The organism is Leeuwenhoekiella polynyae (genome assembly GCF_004104075.1).
Taxonomy (GTDB): domain Bacteria; phylum Bacteroidota; class Bacteroidia; order Flavobacteriales; family Flavobacteriaceae; genus Leeuwenhoekiella; species Leeuwenhoekiella polynyae.
This window is the reverse complement of record NZ_QOVK01000001.1, coordinates 277,371-297,067: the sequence shown is the minus strand read 5'-3', so window position 1 is coordinate 297,067 and position 19,697 is coordinate 277,371. Positions and strand designations below refer to the sequence as shown.

The following is a 19,697-nucleotide window of genomic DNA, read 5'->3' as shown; positions in this document are numbered from 1 at the left end:
TAGTTGTCTGAAAAATGTATGAAGAAACGTGCTTTAAGGCTGTTTTGAGTTCCATATTAATAAGCCAAACACTCCTGCTCCGATTTTTATCCTTTTTGAGTGAATTTAAGGTGTTTTTTGAGGTTGTAGGCTACATATATAAGCCTACCTGATATAAATTTTATTTTTGGATACTTATCTTTCTGCACCATCTGCAGCTGCTCGATAAAGCGTATATTTAGCCACTTCAATACCTTGAGTGGTACCAACCTCAGCATCAAAGGTCCAGTGAATACCTCCATAAACTCGGGATATAGCAGCTTCTTCTGCCCAACCTTTTACTAAAGAGGCTTCCTCTGGAAATATATACGCTAAAACTTCGGCTCCGGCTGCAGAAAAAACACTATGCCCCGATGTATAACTCGGAAAATTAGGAGTACCTGCAATGGTCTTAAAGCCCGCAATTGTTTGTATAGGCCTGGGATAATGATAGTAGTACTTGGCGTCCCAACAACTGATGCCGGCATCCATAATAGCCATGTTGAGATAGGCCAGGGTTCGTGCAGATCGCAAGGGGTTCATTTTATATTTGACGATGAATTCATTGGCAAACCGGTTCCAGTGTCCCGGTGGAGTATAGGTTCCCAGGCCATCCTGCCAGAAATTGGCAATCCTTCGCTTTTCTTCTGTCATATTCCTGGCATGATCTTTCAGGATTTTAACATCTTTCAGATATAATTCCGAACCTATTGCCGGAGGAGCAACCGGGCGGGTATCTTCAACACGTTCGACATTCCACATTTTGACCTGTCCAAATAAAGGGGTAAGACCTACCGGACGGGCGGGTAATTCCAGATTATCCCATTGCCATCCAAAGCGGTTGAAGGCGGCTAGTTTGATGGAATCTGAAACAGCTTTGGAGGTTTGTGCCTTTTTCATACCATCAGTTGCAGCCCGCCTGAGAGCGGCTTCGGCAATTTGATCACCAATGCTTAAACCTGCAGTAAGATCACTGTTCACATATCCGCCAGTTTGAGAAAGACTTTTTAAATGAGCTGCTTCGAGTTCAAGAAGATGATCAGCTTCAAGAGGAAACATCGCAGTCAGTATTTTTCGGGAAACCCGTGCCAATACAGCTCCTTCTGAAGGGTAAGAAGGTATAGTCGTGGGTTCATAGGCGTAGGGTATTGATGCGTCTTGCTGATAGGGAGACTTGCGGTTGTATGTATATTTATAATGCCAGGCTGTAATCAAAGCGTCAAACTGTGCTACCGAAAGATAAGCCAGCGCTCTACTCGCATAGGGAGGATGTGCAAACGGAAATGCCGGCGGACCATCTGGCTCACCGGGGGATGGTAGGGTATAACTCCCATCATCATTAGGTCCCGGTATCAGGTTATATTTAGCTATAAGTTCTAACGCAATTTCATTCCAACGTATAACCGGATTGTTTCCCCAGTATTGAATAGCCTCTTCATCTGCCGCTGTCATTTTAGACATATTTTCCTTTAAATCTGCTAGCTCGGTCTGATAGGATGCATCGCTGCTGTTAGCAGCTATATCAATTTCTACATTTTCAGGCTGATCTATAAGGATGGGTTTCCAAGTCCCACCATTTTCATCGATACCCGAATAGGAGTAGGTTTGAAACTCTAAATAGGTAGGAAGATCTTTCTCGCAAGATACCAGTAGGAGAACTCCCAGAATTATTGTTAATTTAAAAGGTATTCTAGTTAACATCTGTAATAGGATTGGATTTTTCTAAAAAGTTGAATTGATACGTAAGTCCCAGACTTAGATTTGCAAACTTCCCGGTGTTTCTGCCATCAACCACTTGGCTATAGTTGGCTACAGCTCCCAGCCCTTTCAGGAAGGATGTATAATACTGTAAAGTGACACCTACCTGATCTCGATTTACTTTATTGGTAGGTTGTGCAGCATTGTAAGCTCGTGTATCATCACCGCTAGTTGACCTGAGAACATTATAATTGAACTCGAGTCTCAAAGTGGTATCAAAAAACCATTTTCCAAATGCTACTTCTGCATCCCAGGCATTGGGAACATCCATCCAGGCTGTGTAATAGCTGCCGTTGTTATAATAGTAATCACGTTCTGCTTTTGTATATCCGCGCCATAAGTGAGCTCCCATTCCCCTAAGATAAAATCCTGACTTAAGTTCATAAAATAGAATTCCTCGTAGCGCAAACTGTGGTGTTCCCAGGCCAAGGCTGTAGGGCATATAGTCTGAGAGGTAGTTAGTAAAAGGGGTAGAGAAACTGGCAGTGCTAAAAAGTGACAGTTGATCCTGACCTATGTTTCGTTTCAGAAACCGATATTTGAGCGCTATGTTCAGGTCTTGAAAACCTTCGGCACCGGCAAATCTACCTCCATTGGGAACTGAAGAAGATGTTTGTACATATGGCAAACCAATATAGACGTTTAAACCTGATAGTATACCCACCGCTATCATGGGATTCAAAGTCTGCCGGGTTACTGTGGCAATAGTTTCGTTTGTTCTTAACCGGCTACCTTCCCAATATTGATCAAAACTCCCATTCTGAAAATTCACTAAAATACAAGCCTCTTTGGCAGGCATCATCAGACCATCACTGGGTGTTTGTGCATAAAAGCTAAATGGTATAAGTATTAAGTTTAAAAACAATGCAATCTGCACAATCCTGCATATCGTGTTACTACTAGCTCTATAATGGGTCATGTACCTATGGTTATTATTGAATTGTTATTCCCCCTTTTATTTAATACAAGGCTTAAGGAAACTCTTCTGTATTGATTACGAATGTAATACACGGGCAATTATCAGGTGTTCAATCAAAAGATAAAAAGATTAATGAAAGATTAATAATCCTAATAAAACCTTAAAGTCTATTCAATGTTTCATTTATTTGAAGTCATGGTTAAGAAGAAGTGGCTATATCTCGTGTTATTTATAACAGCGGTGACTGGCTTATTGATTGTACAATATCAGTATTTGCAGGTGGTTCTCGTATTGGCTAATTCGCAATTTTCCACTAAAAAGGATAAAGTGAAGTCCCGTGTTCAGGAAGATTTGTCAGAGTTCAATGCATAGATCTATTCGCTCAATAGAAGTATACTAAATACTACAGATGAGTTAGGTATTGATTGGGACAGCCTCCAAAAATTGAACACCTATTATCTCAATGATTATTTAAAATATCAATTGCAAAACGAAGGTATCAATACTGCTTTTTCCTTTGTTGTAAAATTTAGAGGTTCGATCACGTATCTAACATCTGCTGATGTAGCTACTACAGGCGATAATACTTTTTTTTACACGTTTCCTATAAAAGGTTACCTGGAGAGTAGCACTGAGAAAGAACTTATTTTGCAACTCGCTTTTCATAATGTAAATTCCTATTTCCTGAGTCAGCTAAATGGTCTTACCATTCCCGGATTTACATTTGTTCTGGTAATCATACTAGCAGTGATCTAAAGTCTCAGATCGTATTATAGGCAAGGCAAGCTAATTACCACTACCAATAATTCTATAAACAACCTGACTCACGAACTTAAAACTCCAGTTTTTTTGATAAAGCTAGCTGCCAAAATTCTTGAAGAACGTTTACAAGTCAGTGAACATACAGTTTTGCAATTGATTAAAAGGGAAAGTGATAGGCTACTGTACTGCTTCATATCAATAAAGTACTTGATTTAGCCAGCCTGAAAGCGGTAAAAAAAAGTGTACAGCTCAAAGAAATGGATTTAAGACCTGTTCTTGAAAAAATTATAAGACTATATTTTTTTTGAACAACAGGGGCTTTTAAAATTTAACTTTAATTTAGAAGAGGGATCTTATCTTATCAGGGGAGCTTCAGGCATTTAGAAAGTGGCACTACGCACTATATTGGACAATGCCTGTAAGTATGCAAAAAATAGGTAATAGTTTTAAAGGCTGAGAAGATAGAAGGGAAACTAAGGTTAGTAATAGGATAATGGAATAGGCATTTCTAAAAAGGAGTTAAAAAATATTTAAAAAGTACTATCGCGTAACGAAGGATGATTCGCATACGATAAGCGGATATGGATTGGAGCTTTCTTATGTAAATCAAATTATGAAGCTTCACAGCGTTAAAATTGAAGTTACAAGTAAACCGGACCAGGGAACACACTTTACGCTTTAGTTTAAATTATTAAAACATTTTTAGTAATGAATAAAATTTTACTGGTAGAAGATGATACCTCTCTAGGCTATTTGCTTCAGGAATACCTTACCCTAAAGGGTTTTGATATCACACTGGCAAAAACAACTGCAGATGCACTCAAAAATTTAAAACAGTATTCGTACGATTTAATCGTACTTGATGTGATGCTTCCTGATGGTTCGGGTTTTGACCTTGCTCAGAAAATAAAGCTACAACACAGCACCATCCCTTTTCTTTTTCTTACTTCCCGTTCATTAAAGATTGATGTTCTAAAAGGTTTTTCATTAGGAGCGGTAGATTATTTGAAAAAACCTTTAGATGAGGAAGAACTTGTTGTGCGTTTAAACACGCTTCTTGCCAGGATCAAACAACCTTCTAAAGGCATTGCTATTGATCAGGAATTAAGGCTGGGAGGTTACACCTTAAATACATTAAATAGTGAACTTGTTTTTGAAGGGCATACCACCCGTCTAACTACAAGAGAATTTGAGCTCTTACTTTTTTTAGTTACCCATAAAGGTCAATTATGCAGTCACAAAGAAATCCTGACCAGCATTTGGGGGAAAAATGATTACTTCAATCGTAAAAGTTTAAATGTATACATATCCAGATTGCGTAAATACCTGAATAATGATCCCACTCTTAAGATTGAGAATCTCCACACGCGCGGCTTTATGCTTTCAGAAAGTGAGCAGTCTCCGACTTAGGAATTAGTCAGCTAAGCGTCGTTATCGCTATTATCTTTTGGAGCTTCCCGAGAGCATTCTGAACTGAGGGAGTAGGCTTCGTTTAACCCTTCCGGTTGGAATTTAGTATGTATTTCAATTAGGTTAAAATCAGGTACCCTTTTTTGGGATAAGGGTTGAAAAAGAGAAGAACACTACCTTCTATTTTATCTGGATGTTTGACGGCCTGAGTCTGAAATTGTAATAGGGTAGAGATCTGGTTCCTTAAGCAGGCGTGTCTACTTAAGGATTCTGTATGTTATGTAAGTAAGGATTGTTTTTCTAAATGGATATAAAAACAAAAAGTATTGATATCTCATCATTTTTGAGGGTATATCTCTATATTTAGTATTGATATAATAAGTTGTAACCAATTTGAGAAAACGTACTTTCTCAACCAAAGAGACAGTTCACTCAATTTGACTTTGACAAACTCAAAGACTGAAATAAGTTTGAAAAATCGAACCAAAATAGATGAATTACATAAATAGTATTTTCTCTTTTGACATTAATAGAGATTTTGACATCGAGCAAACCGCCTTAAAAAATCCAAACCTATTCTTTGAATCGTAATATTCAACTTTGCGATTAAAGAAAAGTTTATTCTTCAAGCCCTAAAAAAATCAATTGTTTTGGTTTGAAAAATACAGATATGAATTACTCAATAAAAACAAAATAGTAACCCGAAAATCGTCAACCTATTTCATTATAAGACATCCTAAAAACACTTTTTGTTCTATTTCTTATTTTTTCAAACGCCTATCCTGATATTTTTTTGGAGACTCACCATATAGATTTTTAAAATTGGTGGAGAAGGTAGAAAGGTTAGAAAATCCTACCGCATAAGCGACTTCTGCAATGCTTATTTGTTTTGACACCAGCAAATCTGCAGCTTGTTTAAGGCGTATGTTTTTAATTAGATCACTCGCAGATTGATTGGTAAGATCTTTCAACTTTCTGTAAAGATGCACACGACTGATTCCAACAGAGTTTGCGATCATTTCCACATTGAGGTCAGAATTGTTTATATTTTCGTTAATATAACTAATGATTTTTTTTAGTAGAATCTCATCAGAAGATTCGACTGCTACCTGTTTTACTTTATCCTCTTGCAGTTGACTACCATCAAAGGTATTCTTAAGTAATTTTCGGTTTTGAATAAGATTTATAACTGTTTTTTGAAGGATATTAATATCAAAAGGTTTCGGTATATAAGCATCAGCGCCCAGATTTAAACTCTCCAGATTACGCTCTTGAGTTGATTTTGCGGTGAGTAATATAACAGGAATATGATTGATATTTATATTCTTTTTAATACGGCGGCATAATTCTAAGCCATCCATCTCAGGCATCATAATATCACTAATGACAAGATTAGGTTCTTTCTTTAATATTTTATTTAAGGCTTCCTTACCATCAGCCGCGAGTAGGACATTGAATTTTGAGGATAATTCTCGTTTAATATAATTACGAATATCTATATCATCGTCAACAACAAGGATTTTACTTGCACCATACACAACATCGGGCTCTGCCCCTAAGGATTTTGGGAGTTCATTATTTTTAACTGTTTCGTGGTCCTCATCAGAAGTAGAGATTGTTTCGGCTAATTCTTCTGGAGATAAATGCTTATTATTCAAAGGTATGTGTATTATAAACCTACAGCCTTTACCATTCTCGTTATTTTGAGCAAAAATAGTGCCGTGGTGTAACTCTGCGATTGAGCGGGTAAGATTCAATCCTATACCTGTACCTTCCAGATGGTGTGGTGTTCCTTTGACCTGATAAAAACGATCAAAAATAAGATTCTCCATTCCCTCTTCGATGCCAATCCCATCATCAATAACGCTCACCTGAAAATGCGGCTGGCCGTGTGTACTTCTAACGGCTTTGTTTATATCTAAAGCTACCGTAACCATTCCGCCTTTTTTGACAAATTTCAAAGAATTAGCAACCAGATTCTGAATCACCTTGTCAAAGTAATTGGGGTCAATCCAGGCTTGAAGTTTATCCTTTTCGTGGGTGAAATTGAAGTTTATTTCTTTAGCTTCTATTTGATCCTCAAAAAGGATACATATATTATTTATATAGGAAACCAACTCGACTTCTTCAAATTTAAGCTCCAGTTGTCCCTTGTCTATTTTTCGAACATCAAGTAATTGGGTTGTAAGATGTAAAATTCGCTCTGTATTACGCATCATTGTTTTGTACGATTTGGTGCGCAACGGATCAGAATCTGTCTGAAGTAATTTTTTTAGGGGGTTAATAACTAGGGTTAGTGGGGTGCGTATATCATGAGATATATTTGTAAGAAACTGAAGTTTTGCTTCGTTTATTAAACGAGATTTTGAGTATTCCCGTAAGCGGTTACGGCTTATTTGCCGTTGTTTCAGTTGATAGATAATCAATACCAATATTAAAATAAGAAGCAAAAAATAAATAATCTTTGCTTTTTTTGAAGCGAACCAAAGCGGGTGAACGATCGCTGTAAAGATTTTGACATCAGAATATTTATCGTAGTCTTTAGCGCGCAGTTTAAAATGATAGGAGCCCGCTTCCAGATTATCAAAAGCAACGCTGTTCACCCCAGGATTTAAATTGATCCAGGGACTGTCATTAATAGAGTAGGAGTACGAAATACGTTTTGGATTACGGTATTCCATTGAGGAAAATTCAAGGCTGAATGAATTATCTTGAAAGGAAAGATTGAGAGTGTCTGCATCAATTATCGCTTTATCAAGAATCGTATAATTTCCAGATTTCATCCCTTTACGTACGGGTGTATTTTGCAGATAAACATCTGTAATAAATATCTCAGGCTTGGTATCTTTATCTTTTATTTCTGAAGGGTTAAAAAAAGTTATGCCATTCATTCCACCAAAAAAGAGCTGATTTTCCTGATAAAGATAGGATGCATTCTTACTAAACTCATTCCCCTGAAGGCCATCATTAAAATAGTAATTTAAAAAACTCTGAGTATCAGAGATAAATTCAGAAATACCTTGATTTGTAGCAACCCACAACTTGTGTTTAGCATCTTCTTCAATAGAGCAAATAGTGTTGCTAGGAAGACCATTCGCTATATTATAGTGTGCCAGCTTATTGAACTTAGTATCAATTTTTAATAGCCCATTTGCGGTTCCTACCCAGATATAATTCTGATGGTCTTGATGAAGTGTATAAATAATCTCCCCATAAAATTGTCTTATCCCGTTTTCAAAAGTTTGAAATTTTTGATTTTTTAGATTATACCTGCTAATACCATCGTAAGAAGCGATATAGAGCCAATTTTCAGAATCGTCTAACAGTAGATTATTAATCCATTTATTATTAAAAAAAGTAGGTCCTTTGGGTGCGTCTGCAATCTGAATATTACAAGATTTAATAACCTCAGTTTGAATATTGAGGTTAAAAAGACCTGAGCCCATTGAACCTAACCATAGGTTTTTATTTGAGTCTTCTACGATACTGTAAATACTTTTTACAGGATTTGACTGTTCATCTACCAAATTTTCAATAAATCGCATCTTAAGTGAATTGCGATCAATCTTAGCCAAACCATTAAGGTATGTACCTATCCATAAATCATTATTGCTGTCTTCATAAATAGAAACTACAGTATTGAGTTGTCTTCCCAGGTAGTTCTGATTTTTATAGTGATTTAACACTGTATAATCTGGAGCTATACTGTATAATCCATCACCGTCTGTACCTACCCATAATATTCCCATAGAGTCTTTAAAAACAGACATAACACAGTTAGAACCTATAATGTCTAGTGCATTAGATTCATAGCCAATATAATTGAAGTTATTTTTTTTACTTGGGATGAGTGCAACCCCTTTTTGATACAGGCCCAGCCAAATATTTCCAGAATCGTCTTCAAGGATATCGTGCACTTTTGATTTTGAAGAATCAAAACTTGATACCGGTATCTGAAATGGGATTAAGGATGAGTCTTGTGTGTTAAATTTAAATAAACCATCTCCATCTGTTCCTACTAACATCTCACCTTCAGAATTTAGAAATAGGCTGTGAATTGCAAATTTCTGCGTATTAGGAATGGGGTTAAAATCTTGCTTGATTGGGTCAAACTTAAATAAGCCCTGGGTATAACTACCTATATAAATGTTCCCGTCGGCATCTTCACCTAGTGCTGAAAGTGTGGCACGTTGCTCAGGGTCTTGAAAAAAAGGAGTCATTCTGTTATTAGGGGATACTTTAAAAAGACCGGTCTCGGGAGTAATAATCCATAAATTGTGATCTTTGCCCTGATAAAAATGATCTACGAATGCAGTTGGAATAAAATTGGATAAATGTTTAGCATAATAACCTTTCTCATCTTTTTTTAAACTAAAAACTCCACGACCCGAAGTACCTATAAGAATTTCTCCTGTTACGCGTTGCGTTATACTCGTGACATGAGCGTCATACGTATTCTCTTCATCAGTTGAAAGTTGTATTTGCTTAAAGGTATCGGTACCATGATCATAAATCTGAAGACCATTAAAAAAACCAAAATACAGATTCTTATTTTCGTCTTCATAAATACTCTTTACATAATTATTGAGAATTGAAGTAGAATCCTGCACGTTTCTCTTGTAAATAACAAATTTTGCTCCGTCATATTTGTTTAGTCCGTCTTCTGTGGCAATCCAAATATAGCCTTTGTGATCCTGATAAATATCATTAATAAGGCTGCTTGAAAGCTCAGAATCAACCGAAAAAACTCTTCCGTTCTGTGCATAACCACAAAATAGAAACAGTATTTGTAATAGGATGTAAACGTTTAAATACTTCAACAAAGCGCTGGTTTAAAAAAAAATCAAAAATCATGAAAAAAAATACAAAATAGGATATCCAAACTTAGATAAATCCTGAGTTTGTAAAATAACATATTTCTGGTTAATCGAAGGATGTTTTGGTTTCATTCACTTTATGAGATGTTACTTTTTGCACCTACAAGTAGGTAACGATAAACGTCATAACATTTTTTTTGAAGATACATGTTAGGATGTTTTGGTTTTTAATTACAATTTCTCGTACAACAATATCCGTGTCGTTTTCAAATAATTAAATAATAAGATTTCATGATGGGATAAATCTTAGTATTTAGTTTAAGTAAAATTCTAAACTATCTGTTTCTTTCGTATAAAATGAGATAATCTAAAAAATTGTTTTTTAATTTTTAATATTAAAAATTTTAGAATTAAATAATAGTAAATCCATAATTATTTAGACTCTTTAAAATTTTTATTTTAAAGATCATATATTTAGCAAAATTTTATGTTTTGAATGACTCAAATTTGGATATAAACGAATTCAAGTTGCTTTATAAGGCACTTTATCCATCTTTATGTCTTTTTGCAAAAAGTTATCTATCTGATCTACAGGCATCTAAAGATGTTGTGCAGGAGGTTTTTGTTAAAGTCTGGGAAAAAGAAATTCATTTTACAGAAATGAATGCTGCAAAAAGCTACCTGTATACAGCTGTGAAAAATAAATGTTTAGATGTTTTAAAGTCTAAGTATGTTCGTGTAATGGATTCGCAATCTACCATTGAAGAATTTGAATGGTTGGAATCAGACCGTTTTTTTTATAAGGAAATCATACATATAGAAACAAGTAATCTTATAGAAAAAGCAATGAATAGTTTACCATATAGATGTGCACAAATAATAAAATTGAGCCTCAAAAATTATTCTAATCAGGAAATTGCAGACAGTCTATCACTTTCTATAAATACCGTTAAAGCACAGAAAAAGATTGCTTATAAAAAAATGCGTCCCTTATTGAAAGAGCATTATCACTTCCTTCTCTTAGTTATTGCAAATAGCACTTTCTAATCAATCCAATACATATTTACTTTAGTTAAAATATTAAGATAGCTTTTTCGAATGTTTTAAGATTCTACAGCTATACTTTTAATTTATTAAAAAAAAATAACTTTTTTTTAACCCTACTTTAATATTTAATCGTCTTAACAGTAGAACTGTCATGTATGTTAGATTTTAAAGAGATAACAGCGTATTGTAAAAGCCTTTCAAATTTTATTTTGAAGGGTAAAGAAAATACAGCTAATCCTCATACCGATTTGATAACTAAAGAGGATCAGGATAAACTCTTTAGAGATTTTAATGATCGCAACTATTGGGCTGAGCGTGAGAAGGTTTTGGGAGATATTGATGTTGTAGAAGACTGGAAAGCTTTGAAAAGCAAGATTTACTTTTCAAAATCTAAAAAGCAAAATTTTTTACAATATGCTGCTGCCGCCGTTCTGTTAATAGGTTTTGGATTGGGCGTTTTTTATAATTTACCTGATACTTTTAAAACTACTGAGGATCCTTCAGCATTAGGTAATAATATAGTTTCCGGTTCAGATAAGGCTATTTTAGGCCTTGAAAATGGAGAAGAAATCTCTCTTTCTAAAGAAACCGTTTATAACGGCAAAAACTCCAGCCTTGTAAGCAATCACCTTTTGTATACTAAGGATAAAAATATTGGAGAGCTTATTTATAATTACTTGACAATACCTAGAGGGGGTAAATTTTTTGTAGAACTTTCAGATGGTACTCAAGTTTGGCTCAATTCAGAATCAAAATTAAAATATCCGGTACAGTTTATTGCGGGTCAGCCCAGGACAGTTGAATTGGTTTATGGGGAAGCCTATTTTAATGTCTCACACAGTACGCAACATCATGGCGATTCTTTCATCGTAAAACAAAAAGAGCAGGAGCTGGAAGTTTTAGGAACCGAATTTAATATAAGTGCTTATAAAAATGATAAGGCCCTTTATACCACATTAGTTGAAGGTAGTATTGCTATTCATAATAAACACTCTAGCAAAGTTTTAAAGCCCGGTGAGCAAGCAGTCAATACGGGTTCTGATAATGATCTGGTTATTAAAAAGGTCGATGTGAATTACGCCATAGCTTGGAAAGATGGAATATTCCTATTTCGTGATGAGCCGCTGCAAGCGATGATGCATCAACTTTCCAGATGGTATGATGCTGAAGTGGATTTTGAAAATGAGGTAAAGAAGAATTATTTGTTTTCAGGTACTTTAAAACGGGAAGATGATATTCAAACGCTTCTTCAAAATTTAGAAAAAACCGGAGAAGTAACCTTCGAAATAAAAGATAAGAAAATTATGATAAAATAATGGCAAGAAAAAAGGAATTGAAGTCAGCACCTTCCACAGCATCAGACTAAAATTCCTCTAGTTTAATTACCTAAAACAACTTAATGTTTAAATAATCCTCAACAAATTTATGAAAATTAATTTGACTCCCAACCATGGTTTTTTAAGCCGTATAGCTCAACACCTCATCATGAGAACACTTATTTTTATGCTCTGCGCAACAACCTTTGCACTGAGCCCCAACAGCGGATTCTCACAAGATGCTTCTATTGCAATTTCAAAAGATCAAACATTGTCCTTAGAAGAGGTCTTTAACTTAATCAAAGCACAAACCGATTACAATTTTGTATACCGGTCCAATGAACTTACTAAAGCACCTACTTTTGAAGTTAGTAGTGGTATTTATAAGACTTCAGATTTGCTTAATGAGGGTCTTGATCGCATCGGTTATCAGTATTCTTTTGAAAACAATGTGGTTATTGTAAGTAGAAAAAAAGCACAAACACCCATCTTAAATACTCAGCAACAAGTTACCGTAAGCGGTGTGGTTAGAGATTCATTGGGCGTACCCCTCGCTGGTGCCACTGTACAATTAAAAGATAGCAATCGTGCTGTTTCAACAAATATGGAAGGTGAATTTAAATTTGCCAATGTCGCTACAGGTACGAGTCTGTTAATCACTTATATCGGGTTTCTGAATCAGGAGGTTATCCTTACCGCAGATAACGCAAAGAACCTGATAGTGGTTTTAAAAGCAGACGTGAGTGCTTTAGATGAAGTGGTGCTTGTTTCTACCGGATACCAGACTATAGCTAAAGAACGCAGCGCAGGTTCTTTTGCTAAACCAGATATGGAAGTTTTTCAAAATCGAAGCAGCACGATGAATGTTGCAGAACGTCTTGACGGTCTAATTCCTGGGCTTACGGTAAATAGTAGTCCTGGTGCAGAACTATTTAATCCATTATTGGTTAGAGGATTGGCCACTGTTCAGCTTTTAAACAGCAGTCCTTTAATTGTTGTAGATGGTGTTCCTATTCCAGATATTTCTACACAGACTAATAGTGCGGCAGCAATTTCTGGTCTTGCTAATATTAATCCACAGGATATTAGAGATATTACCGTATTAAAGGATGCTACAGCAGCTTCTATATGGGGCTCACGAGCCGCTAACGGTGTTATTGTGATCAATACAAAAAGAGGATCTTCCAGCGGAGCTGTAAGTTTTCAATACGACACATTCATTACTATGGATGGCAGACCAGATCAGGATTATTTGCGTACGCTTAAAAGTGCCGACTTTATAGCGGTTGCTGAGCAGATTTTTAATCCTGATATAAATCCTTATGAAAATGCTGTAGGTTACGGAATAAGTGGAAATGGCATCTCTCCTCATGAACAAATTTTATACGATCGTAATAGAGGAGTAATATCTGAAGGGATTGCAAGACAAAGATTAGATAGTTTAGCTGCTATAAACAATAGGAGTCAAATCAATAATTTATTTTATAGACCTTCTATCCTTACCACCCACACCCTTTCTGCATCTGGAGGAAAAAAAGGATATTCCTTTTATGCCTCTGGTAATTATACTGGAAGGCAGAGTAACACACCTGGTGAGAAAGATAATAGGTATAAGCTAAACCTTAGACAGAATTTTGATGTTGGTAATCGTATCAATATTGACATCATTACTGATCTCACATATCAGAATAGATTCAGCCCTAATAACATTAATATTAACAGTCGCTTTTTGCCTTATCAGCTTTTTAGAGATGCTAACGGGAATAATATTGAAACTTCCTATATGACCGAGTTAAATGATGAGGTAAGAAGTGAATTTGAACAGGCAAGTCTTGTAGACTTGAGTTATACCCCTTTGGATGAATTGGATTTGGCATATACCAAAAACATGACAAAATCCATGAGAAATATTCTGGGTGTTGATTTAGATATCTTTGAGGGCTTAAAGTTCCAGGGTACTTATAGTTACACGCTCAATGCAGTGGATAATGAAGAGTACACTGATCATTTAGCCATTGCAGAAAGACAAGAACTCGTTGAATACACGGTAGTTTCTTCCCCGGGGGCGACACCACAATATATTTTACCCAATACAGGAGGGAAGTATGCTGCGAGAAGTTCAGACGTAGAAGCCTGGACCGTAAGAAATCAATTGTCTTTCGGAAAAGATTGGAACGATAGAATGCATCAGCTTAACATAATTGCTGGACACGAAGCACAACAGCAGATGAGCACTACCAAACTTAGTCAAGTAAGGGGGTATGATGATAGGCTACAAAGCTATGAACAAAGAGAATATGGAACCTACGCAATACCCATAGGGAATTTCCTGGGCAATGTAGTAAAACCTAATTTCTTTGAGTTCTTCCCTGGTTATGGTGGCCTGAGTAATCTTCAACCTTTGATCTCAGAGCGCTATTTCGGTAGAAATGAAACCACAACGCGATTCATTTCCTATTATGGAAATGCGGCATATACATTTAATCGTAAATACACCTTAAATGCAAGTATAAGAGCTGACCAAAGTAACCTTTTCGGGCTAGACAAATCTGCTCAAAATAGACCCGTATGGAGTGTTGGTGGTAAATGGAATATAGGAAGGGAATCTTTCTTTCAAAGTGCAGATTGGTTAAATTCTTTGGCATTAAGAGCAACATATGGTATCACAGGGAATGCCCCTAAACCGGGAGATGCGGCATCATTTGATATTTTAGTTCCTATATCATCAGCCTTTTTTCCTGAAACCGGTCTTCGCATATCTACACCAGGTAACCGTAAATTAAGTTGGGAAAGAACGGCTACTACAAACTTAGGTATCGATTATAATATCAACGGTCGTATTACAGGATCATTGGATTATTATCAAAGAAAGACCTCAGATCTATTGGGAACTATTCCTACAAATGTATTTACCGGATACAGTTCTGTAAATGGAAACCTCGGTGATTTAGAAAACGATGGTTTCGAAATAGGGTTGAATACGATAAACATAGCGTTAAAAGATTTTACTTGGTCTTCCCAGTTAAATATGGCTTTTAATGAAAATAAGATCACCAATTTAAGACTCATTAATGAGACCACTACAGGTGATACTAGGGTGAATGAGCAGTTTGTTGTGGGATACCCTGCATTTTCTCTTTTTGCTTTTGATTATGCCGGTCTGGATGAAAATGGAGATCCTCAAGTACGATTGGCAGATGGAACCATTACCACTGAACCTAACGTAACTACCCCAGAAGATATCAAACACATGGGGACCACACAACCGAAATGGAATGGTGGTTTTGGAAATACATTCAGTTATAAAAATCTTTCCTTAAATGTAAACACGGTGTTTAGTTTGGGTCATGTAATGCGCAGAGATGTGAATAACCGCTATCAAGGTACACGATTGGATGCTGCTAATTACAACTTTACCTCAGGAAATATTAATGAAGATTTCTTAGATCGTTGGATGGAGCCTGGAGATGAGGAGTTTACTGACATTCCTAGGTTTGTAGATATAGAAAGTGGAAATAGAGATACTGATTATTACGTCAATGGAGACAGTAATATAATAAGTGCTTCCTATATCAAAATAAGGGATATCAACCTGCTTTATCGCTTACCCAATAACATATTTGGAAATTCGGGTATTGATCAAGTTACCTTAAGAGGTCAGGTTTCTAATATATTATTATGGGCAGATAACGATTATGACATCGATCCTGAATACCATTTTTATGGAGGTTCCAGAGTGCTCAGAAGAGGGCAAAGAGTGACTTTAGGTCTAAACGTAAAATTCTAAAAAATCGCATAATGAAGAATATATATAAAACATATTATAAAATACTTATTTGTTTAAGTATCCTGGTATTTGGTTCGTGCTCAAATGAATTTCTGGAAATAGTTCCTAAAGGACAGCTCATAGGTGAAAAAGTGGTGGACTATGATAAGCTGTTTTACAATCTTAATCTGGTAAATCTTAGATCTGCTAATGGTCAAGCATATTTGGGTGCAGAATCAACTGCTTTTGAACCTTTCTTTGGCAATACTGAACTTCGCAGACAACGATTTTTTAAGTGGGAGGCTGACGTCTATGACAATGATGAGAATATGGGCGAGCTGGAGGTCACCATGGAGAATCTGTATATCTACAATAAGATTATTAACGAGATACTGATCGCTACAGATGGTACTGAAGAGCAAAAACGTGTCCTGCAAGCCGAGGCGAAGGCCGGACGTGCCTGGGTCTATTTTCTCATGGTAAACTATTTTGGTATGCCATACAATGACCAGACATCTTCAACTGATCTTGGCTTTCCAATAGTTACTGTAGCCGATCTCGCAGCAACTGATTTTGAGAGAGCAACCGTACAGGAAAATTACGATCTGATAATAAAGGATCTCACGGAGGCAATACCAGATTTGCCTACACAGATAGACAGTAGGTTTAGATTTACTAGGGCAGCTGCCAAGGGACTGTTGGGAAAGGTTTATACGTTTATGGGAAAATTTGCCGAGGCACGACCTTTACTTGATGAGGCATTGGTAGAACAATACAATATAGGAATAGAAGTTGGGCTAATTGATTATAATGAGCAGTATGAAAGACCTAATGCACAACTTGATCCTCAAAATCTTTATGGAAAGCAAATTGTTATCGCTGCTATAGCTAATAGAGAATATGAATTGGTGGTTAAACCTGAAGTAATGGCATTGTATAATGATAATGATTTACGTTTTCAATTGCTGTATACACCTTCACTCCAATCTGGTGCTCCCATACCTATAGACGGTGCTTACAAAAAGAATGTTGGAACTTCTCAAAGTCAGATTGGTGTGCGTGTTCCAGAGTTATATTTACTTAGTGCAGAGGTAAAATGTCGCCTCAATGATCTTTCGGGTGCTGTGGATGATCTTGAGTTCTTACGTGGAAAAAGGTTGATGCCTGGTTTTTCTGATGTCCCTGCTGAGATTGCATCCAATCGGGAGGAGTTACTACGCTTTATATTTGATGAACGTTTACGCGAGTTTGCGCTAGAAGGTTACCACTGGTTCGATATGAGAAGATTAACAGTAGATCCTGACATTCCAACGCCTGTTTCAAGCTATACCCACAAGATTTATAATGCAGATGGTTCGCTACAAGACGAGTACCAACTCACACAAGATCGCTTAGTAGTTAAATTTTCCCCAACTGTTATGGATCAAAATCCTAACCTAATAAATAATGATTAAGTGACTTAAAATGAGGTTCGAAATGAATTAAAATCCTTAGTAGAACCTCTTTTTTTAAATAAAAAAATATGAAAAGAATAATTTTATTAATACTCATTGTACACACCGGTATTATAAGCTTTGGTCAGGGGGTGCAATTTGCTAGGACGGATTTAAAAGGAGCTTTGGTACAGGCCCAGGAGCAAAACAAATGCGTATTCATCGATTTTTACACCAACTGGTGCGCGCCCTGTAAGATGATGGATAAACAGGTATTTCCCCAACAAAACGTAGGAGAATATTTTAATTCAAAATTTATAAGTCTAAAGATTAATGCAGAAAAAGAAGGAATTCAACTTGCTAAAAAGTACGGGATTAAAGCCTATCCCACTTTTGTAGTCCTTGATAAAAGCGGGGATTTGAAACATATGTTTGCAGGTGGTATTCTTGATGGAGATAAATTTATTGGTAAGGTAGAAAATACATTTGATCCCCAAAAGGCCTTTGGAAGCTTAAAACGACGTATAGAGGGGGGGGAGCAGGGTATAGCTTTACAAGCTAAATATTTGCAGGCTTTGATGAATACGCACACCGAAAACCCGGAACCACAGGTAGAGTCATTTTATAATTCGTTGAGTAAGGAAGAAAAAATAAGTGATCAAACCTTATTTATCTATGAATTTTTTGCTCCTTTTGGCTCTGAAAAAGCGAAATTTTTTGAGGAAAATCGAGCTCAATTCAGGCAGATTTTAAACACTCAAAAAGTAGATTCTATTCTGAGGAGTAAATATGAAAATTATTTAGGTACTATAACAAAGGGATATTCTCAAGATGTGACTATAGATGAAATACAAGAAACAGAAAAACACGTCTATAGTTTAGGAATAAAGGAGTTGAAAAGCTTGCCAGTTATGGTTGCAGGAGCAAAAGTACAACTCACGCAAGAAGGAAAGGAACAGTTCCTCAAAACGGTAGATCAAACGATTCCAAGCCTTACCGATAATGAAAAGGATATTATGCTCTACCAAATTATTCCAGGTCTTAAGAAACTACTTTCAGAAAGCGATAAGCAATACCTATTAACTCTGGTATCTAATGAAGACGTCAAAGGATATATAGAGAGAAGTATCAATTGATACACCAACCCTAGTTAATACGGGTTTACAGAAGCTCAAAACATACAATAAAGCACTCTTTATGAAGAGTTCAAGTATTAAAAATTCTACGATGAAAAGAATAGATCATAATATATCAGAAATTTTAAATCTCCAAGGGACATTTCCCAGACCTTTTTGGCTTCTTGCTATAATCCTGATGACGATAGGGGCTTGTAAGGAAGAGAAAAAAGAAGGCGCAAATCTTGATGGTTACTCAATAACTGGAACCCTACAAGAATCTCCAGATGCTTCCCTGGCCATACTTTCCTATAAAGAAAACGATTCAACCTTCAGAGACTCTTCGGTTGTAAATCAGGGTAAATTTAGCTTTCAGGGTAAAGTAGAGCATCCGGCAAATGCCATGATCTTCTTGCGGCATGGGGATAGCTTTCCAGAACCGGAATGGAAGGGGGATATCTTTCATTTCTATATTGAAAATAGTGATATAAGGATTGTTACCACAGATTCAATAAAAAATGCCAACATTGAAGGTTCCATGCTCAACGAAGAATCTTTTAAGTTATCTCAACAAGTTTCGCCGTTAACAGAAGAAATTATAGCTCTGCAAAATCGTATGAAAGGAAGAACTAAAGAGCAGATAATGGTTACCTATGATACCGTTCAAATATATGTGGATAGCATCAGAAAAATAAGGCACGACTTTATTGTGGCGCATCCACATTCTTATAAGGCCTTAGAGGAATTTACGTCTGTTGAATTGCGAAAAGGATTTGATGCAAGGGAGGCCGAAGTGCTTTTCTATAAATTTGATGAAGATCTTCAGAATACTGCAAACGGTAAATTTATCTTAGATAAGATAGCGATAGGGAAAAAAACTGCGATCGGTCAGGAAGCAATAGATTTTACCCAGAAAACTTTGGATGGAGAAGATTTTAAACTGAGTTCGTTACGGGGTAAATATGTTCTTATCGACTTCTGGGCGGCTTGGTGTAAACCATGTAGAGCAGAGAATCCAAATTTGGTTAAGGCCTATAATACATATAAAGATCAGAACTTTGAAATTGTTGGTGTATCGCTGGATGCGAGTAAAGAACAGTGGAAGAACGCAATTGAAAAAGACGGGCTTCCCTGGATACATGTGAGCGACCTTCAATACTGGAAAAATGAAGTAGCCATACAGTATGATATCAATTCGGTACCAGCAAATATTCTTATTGATCCTCAAGGAATTATTATTGCCAAAAACCTAAGAGGTGATGCTTTGAACGAATATCTTTCTCAACTGTTTTAAAATACTTAAAACCCCATTTAAGCTACTCATAACTACTATCGA

At 36.2% G+C, this 19,697-nt stretch carries 13 protein-coding genes; 10 read left to right on the top strand and 3 right to left on the bottom strand.

Going from position 1 to position 19,697, the window contains the following annotated elements:
* Positions 1–174 precede the first annotated feature (174 nt).
* Positions 175–1,719, bottom strand: coding sequence for a phosphatase PAP2 family protein (locus DSM02_RS01215; RefSeq protein ID WP_128763935.1), 1,545 nt, complete (start codon positions 1,717–1,719; stop codon positions 175–177).
* Positions 1,709–2,695: a transporter gene (locus DSM02_RS01210; RefSeq protein WP_205875040.1), complete on the bottom strand. Its 987-nt coding sequence runs from the start codon at positions 2,693–2,695 to the stop codon at positions 1,709–1,711. Before DSM02_RS01210 ends, DSM02_RS01215 begins: the two co-directional genes overlap by 11 nt.
* 444 nt (positions 2,696–3,139) lie before the next feature.
* Between DSM02_RS01210 and DSM02_RS01205 the strand changes: the two genes are divergently transcribed.
* The 4 genes from DSM02_RS01205 (at position 3,140) to DSM02_RS01190 (ending at position 4,867) form a co-directional block, all read left to right on the top strand.
* Positions 3,140–3,451: a hypothetical protein gene (locus tag DSM02_RS01205; protein ID WP_128763934.1), complete on the top strand. Its 312-nt coding sequence runs from the start codon at positions 3,140–3,142 to the stop codon at positions 3,449–3,451.
* Positions 3,452–3,484: 33 nt separating this feature from the next.
* Positions 3,485–3,673 (top strand): histidine kinase dimerization/phospho-acceptor domain-containing protein, encoded by a 189-nt coding sequence (locus tag DSM02_RS20745; protein WP_128764321.1) that lies wholly within the window; start codon positions 3,485–3,487, stop codon positions 3,671–3,673.
* Positions 3,674–3,983: 310 nt separating this feature from the next.
* Entirely contained in the window at positions 3,984–4,139 is a 156-nt protein-coding gene (locus DSM02_RS20740; protein ID WP_128764320.1) for an ATP-binding protein, read from the top strand.
* A gap of 26 nt (positions 4,140–4,165) precedes the next feature.
* Complete coding sequence (locus DSM02_RS01190) at positions 4,166–4,867, top strand: response regulator transcription factor (RefSeq protein ID WP_128763933.1); 702 nt, start codon at positions 4,166–4,168, stop codon at positions 4,865–4,867.
* A gap of 761 nt (positions 4,868–5,628) precedes the next feature.
* On the opposite strand, the gene DSM02_RS01185 is transcribed toward DSM02_RS01190, so the two are convergent.
* Positions 5,629–9,687 carry a hybrid sensor histidine kinase/response regulator transcription factor gene (locus tag DSM02_RS01185; RefSeq protein WP_164918204.1) on the bottom strand — a complete coding sequence of 1,353 codons (4,059 nt, stop codon included), beginning with the start codon at positions 9,685–9,687 and terminating at the stop codon, positions 5,629–5,631.
* 489 nt (positions 9,688–10,176) lie between these two features.
* Here DSM02_RS01185 and DSM02_RS01180 point away from each other — a divergent pair, with 489 nt between their 5' ends.
* The 6 genes from DSM02_RS01180 to DSM02_RS01155 all read left to right on the top strand — a co-directional run bounded on the left by DSM02_RS01180 (position 10,177) and on the right by DSM02_RS01155 (position 19,655).
* Complete coding sequence (locus DSM02_RS01180; RefSeq protein ID WP_240673948.1) at positions 10,177–10,731, top strand: RNA polymerase sigma-70 factor; 555 nt, start codon at positions 10,177–10,179, stop codon at positions 10,729–10,731.
* Between the two features lie 155 nt (positions 10,732–10,886).
* Positions 10,887–12,047 carry a FecR family protein gene (locus DSM02_RS01175; protein WP_128763931.1) on the top strand — a complete coding sequence of 387 codons (1,161 nt, stop codon included), beginning with the start codon at positions 10,887–10,889 and terminating at the stop codon, positions 12,045–12,047.
* A 109-nt stretch (positions 12,048–12,156) separates the two neighbouring features.
* A complete protein-coding gene (locus DSM02_RS01170) occupies positions 12,157–15,834 on the top strand; it encodes a SusC/RagA family TonB-linked outer membrane protein (RefSeq protein ID WP_128763930.1) in 3,678 nt (1,225 codons plus the stop codon).
* 11 nt (positions 15,835–15,845) lie between these two features.
* A complete protein-coding gene (locus DSM02_RS01165; RefSeq protein ID WP_128763929.1) occupies positions 15,846–17,267 on the top strand; it encodes a RagB/SusD family nutrient uptake outer membrane protein in 1,422 nt (473 codons plus the stop codon).
* A 68-nt stretch (positions 17,268–17,335) separates the two neighbouring features.
* On the top strand, positions 17,336–18,382 hold the full coding sequence (locus DSM02_RS01160; protein WP_128763928.1) for a thioredoxin fold domain-containing protein: 1,047 nt from the start codon (positions 17,336–17,338) through the stop codon (positions 18,380–18,382).
* Between the two features lie 91 nt (positions 18,383–18,473).
* Complete coding sequence (locus tag DSM02_RS01155) at positions 18,474–19,655, top strand: TlpA disulfide reductase family protein (RefSeq protein WP_164918203.1); 1,182 nt, start codon at positions 18,474–18,476, stop codon at positions 19,653–19,655.
* Positions 19,656–19,697: the final 42 nt, after the last annotated feature.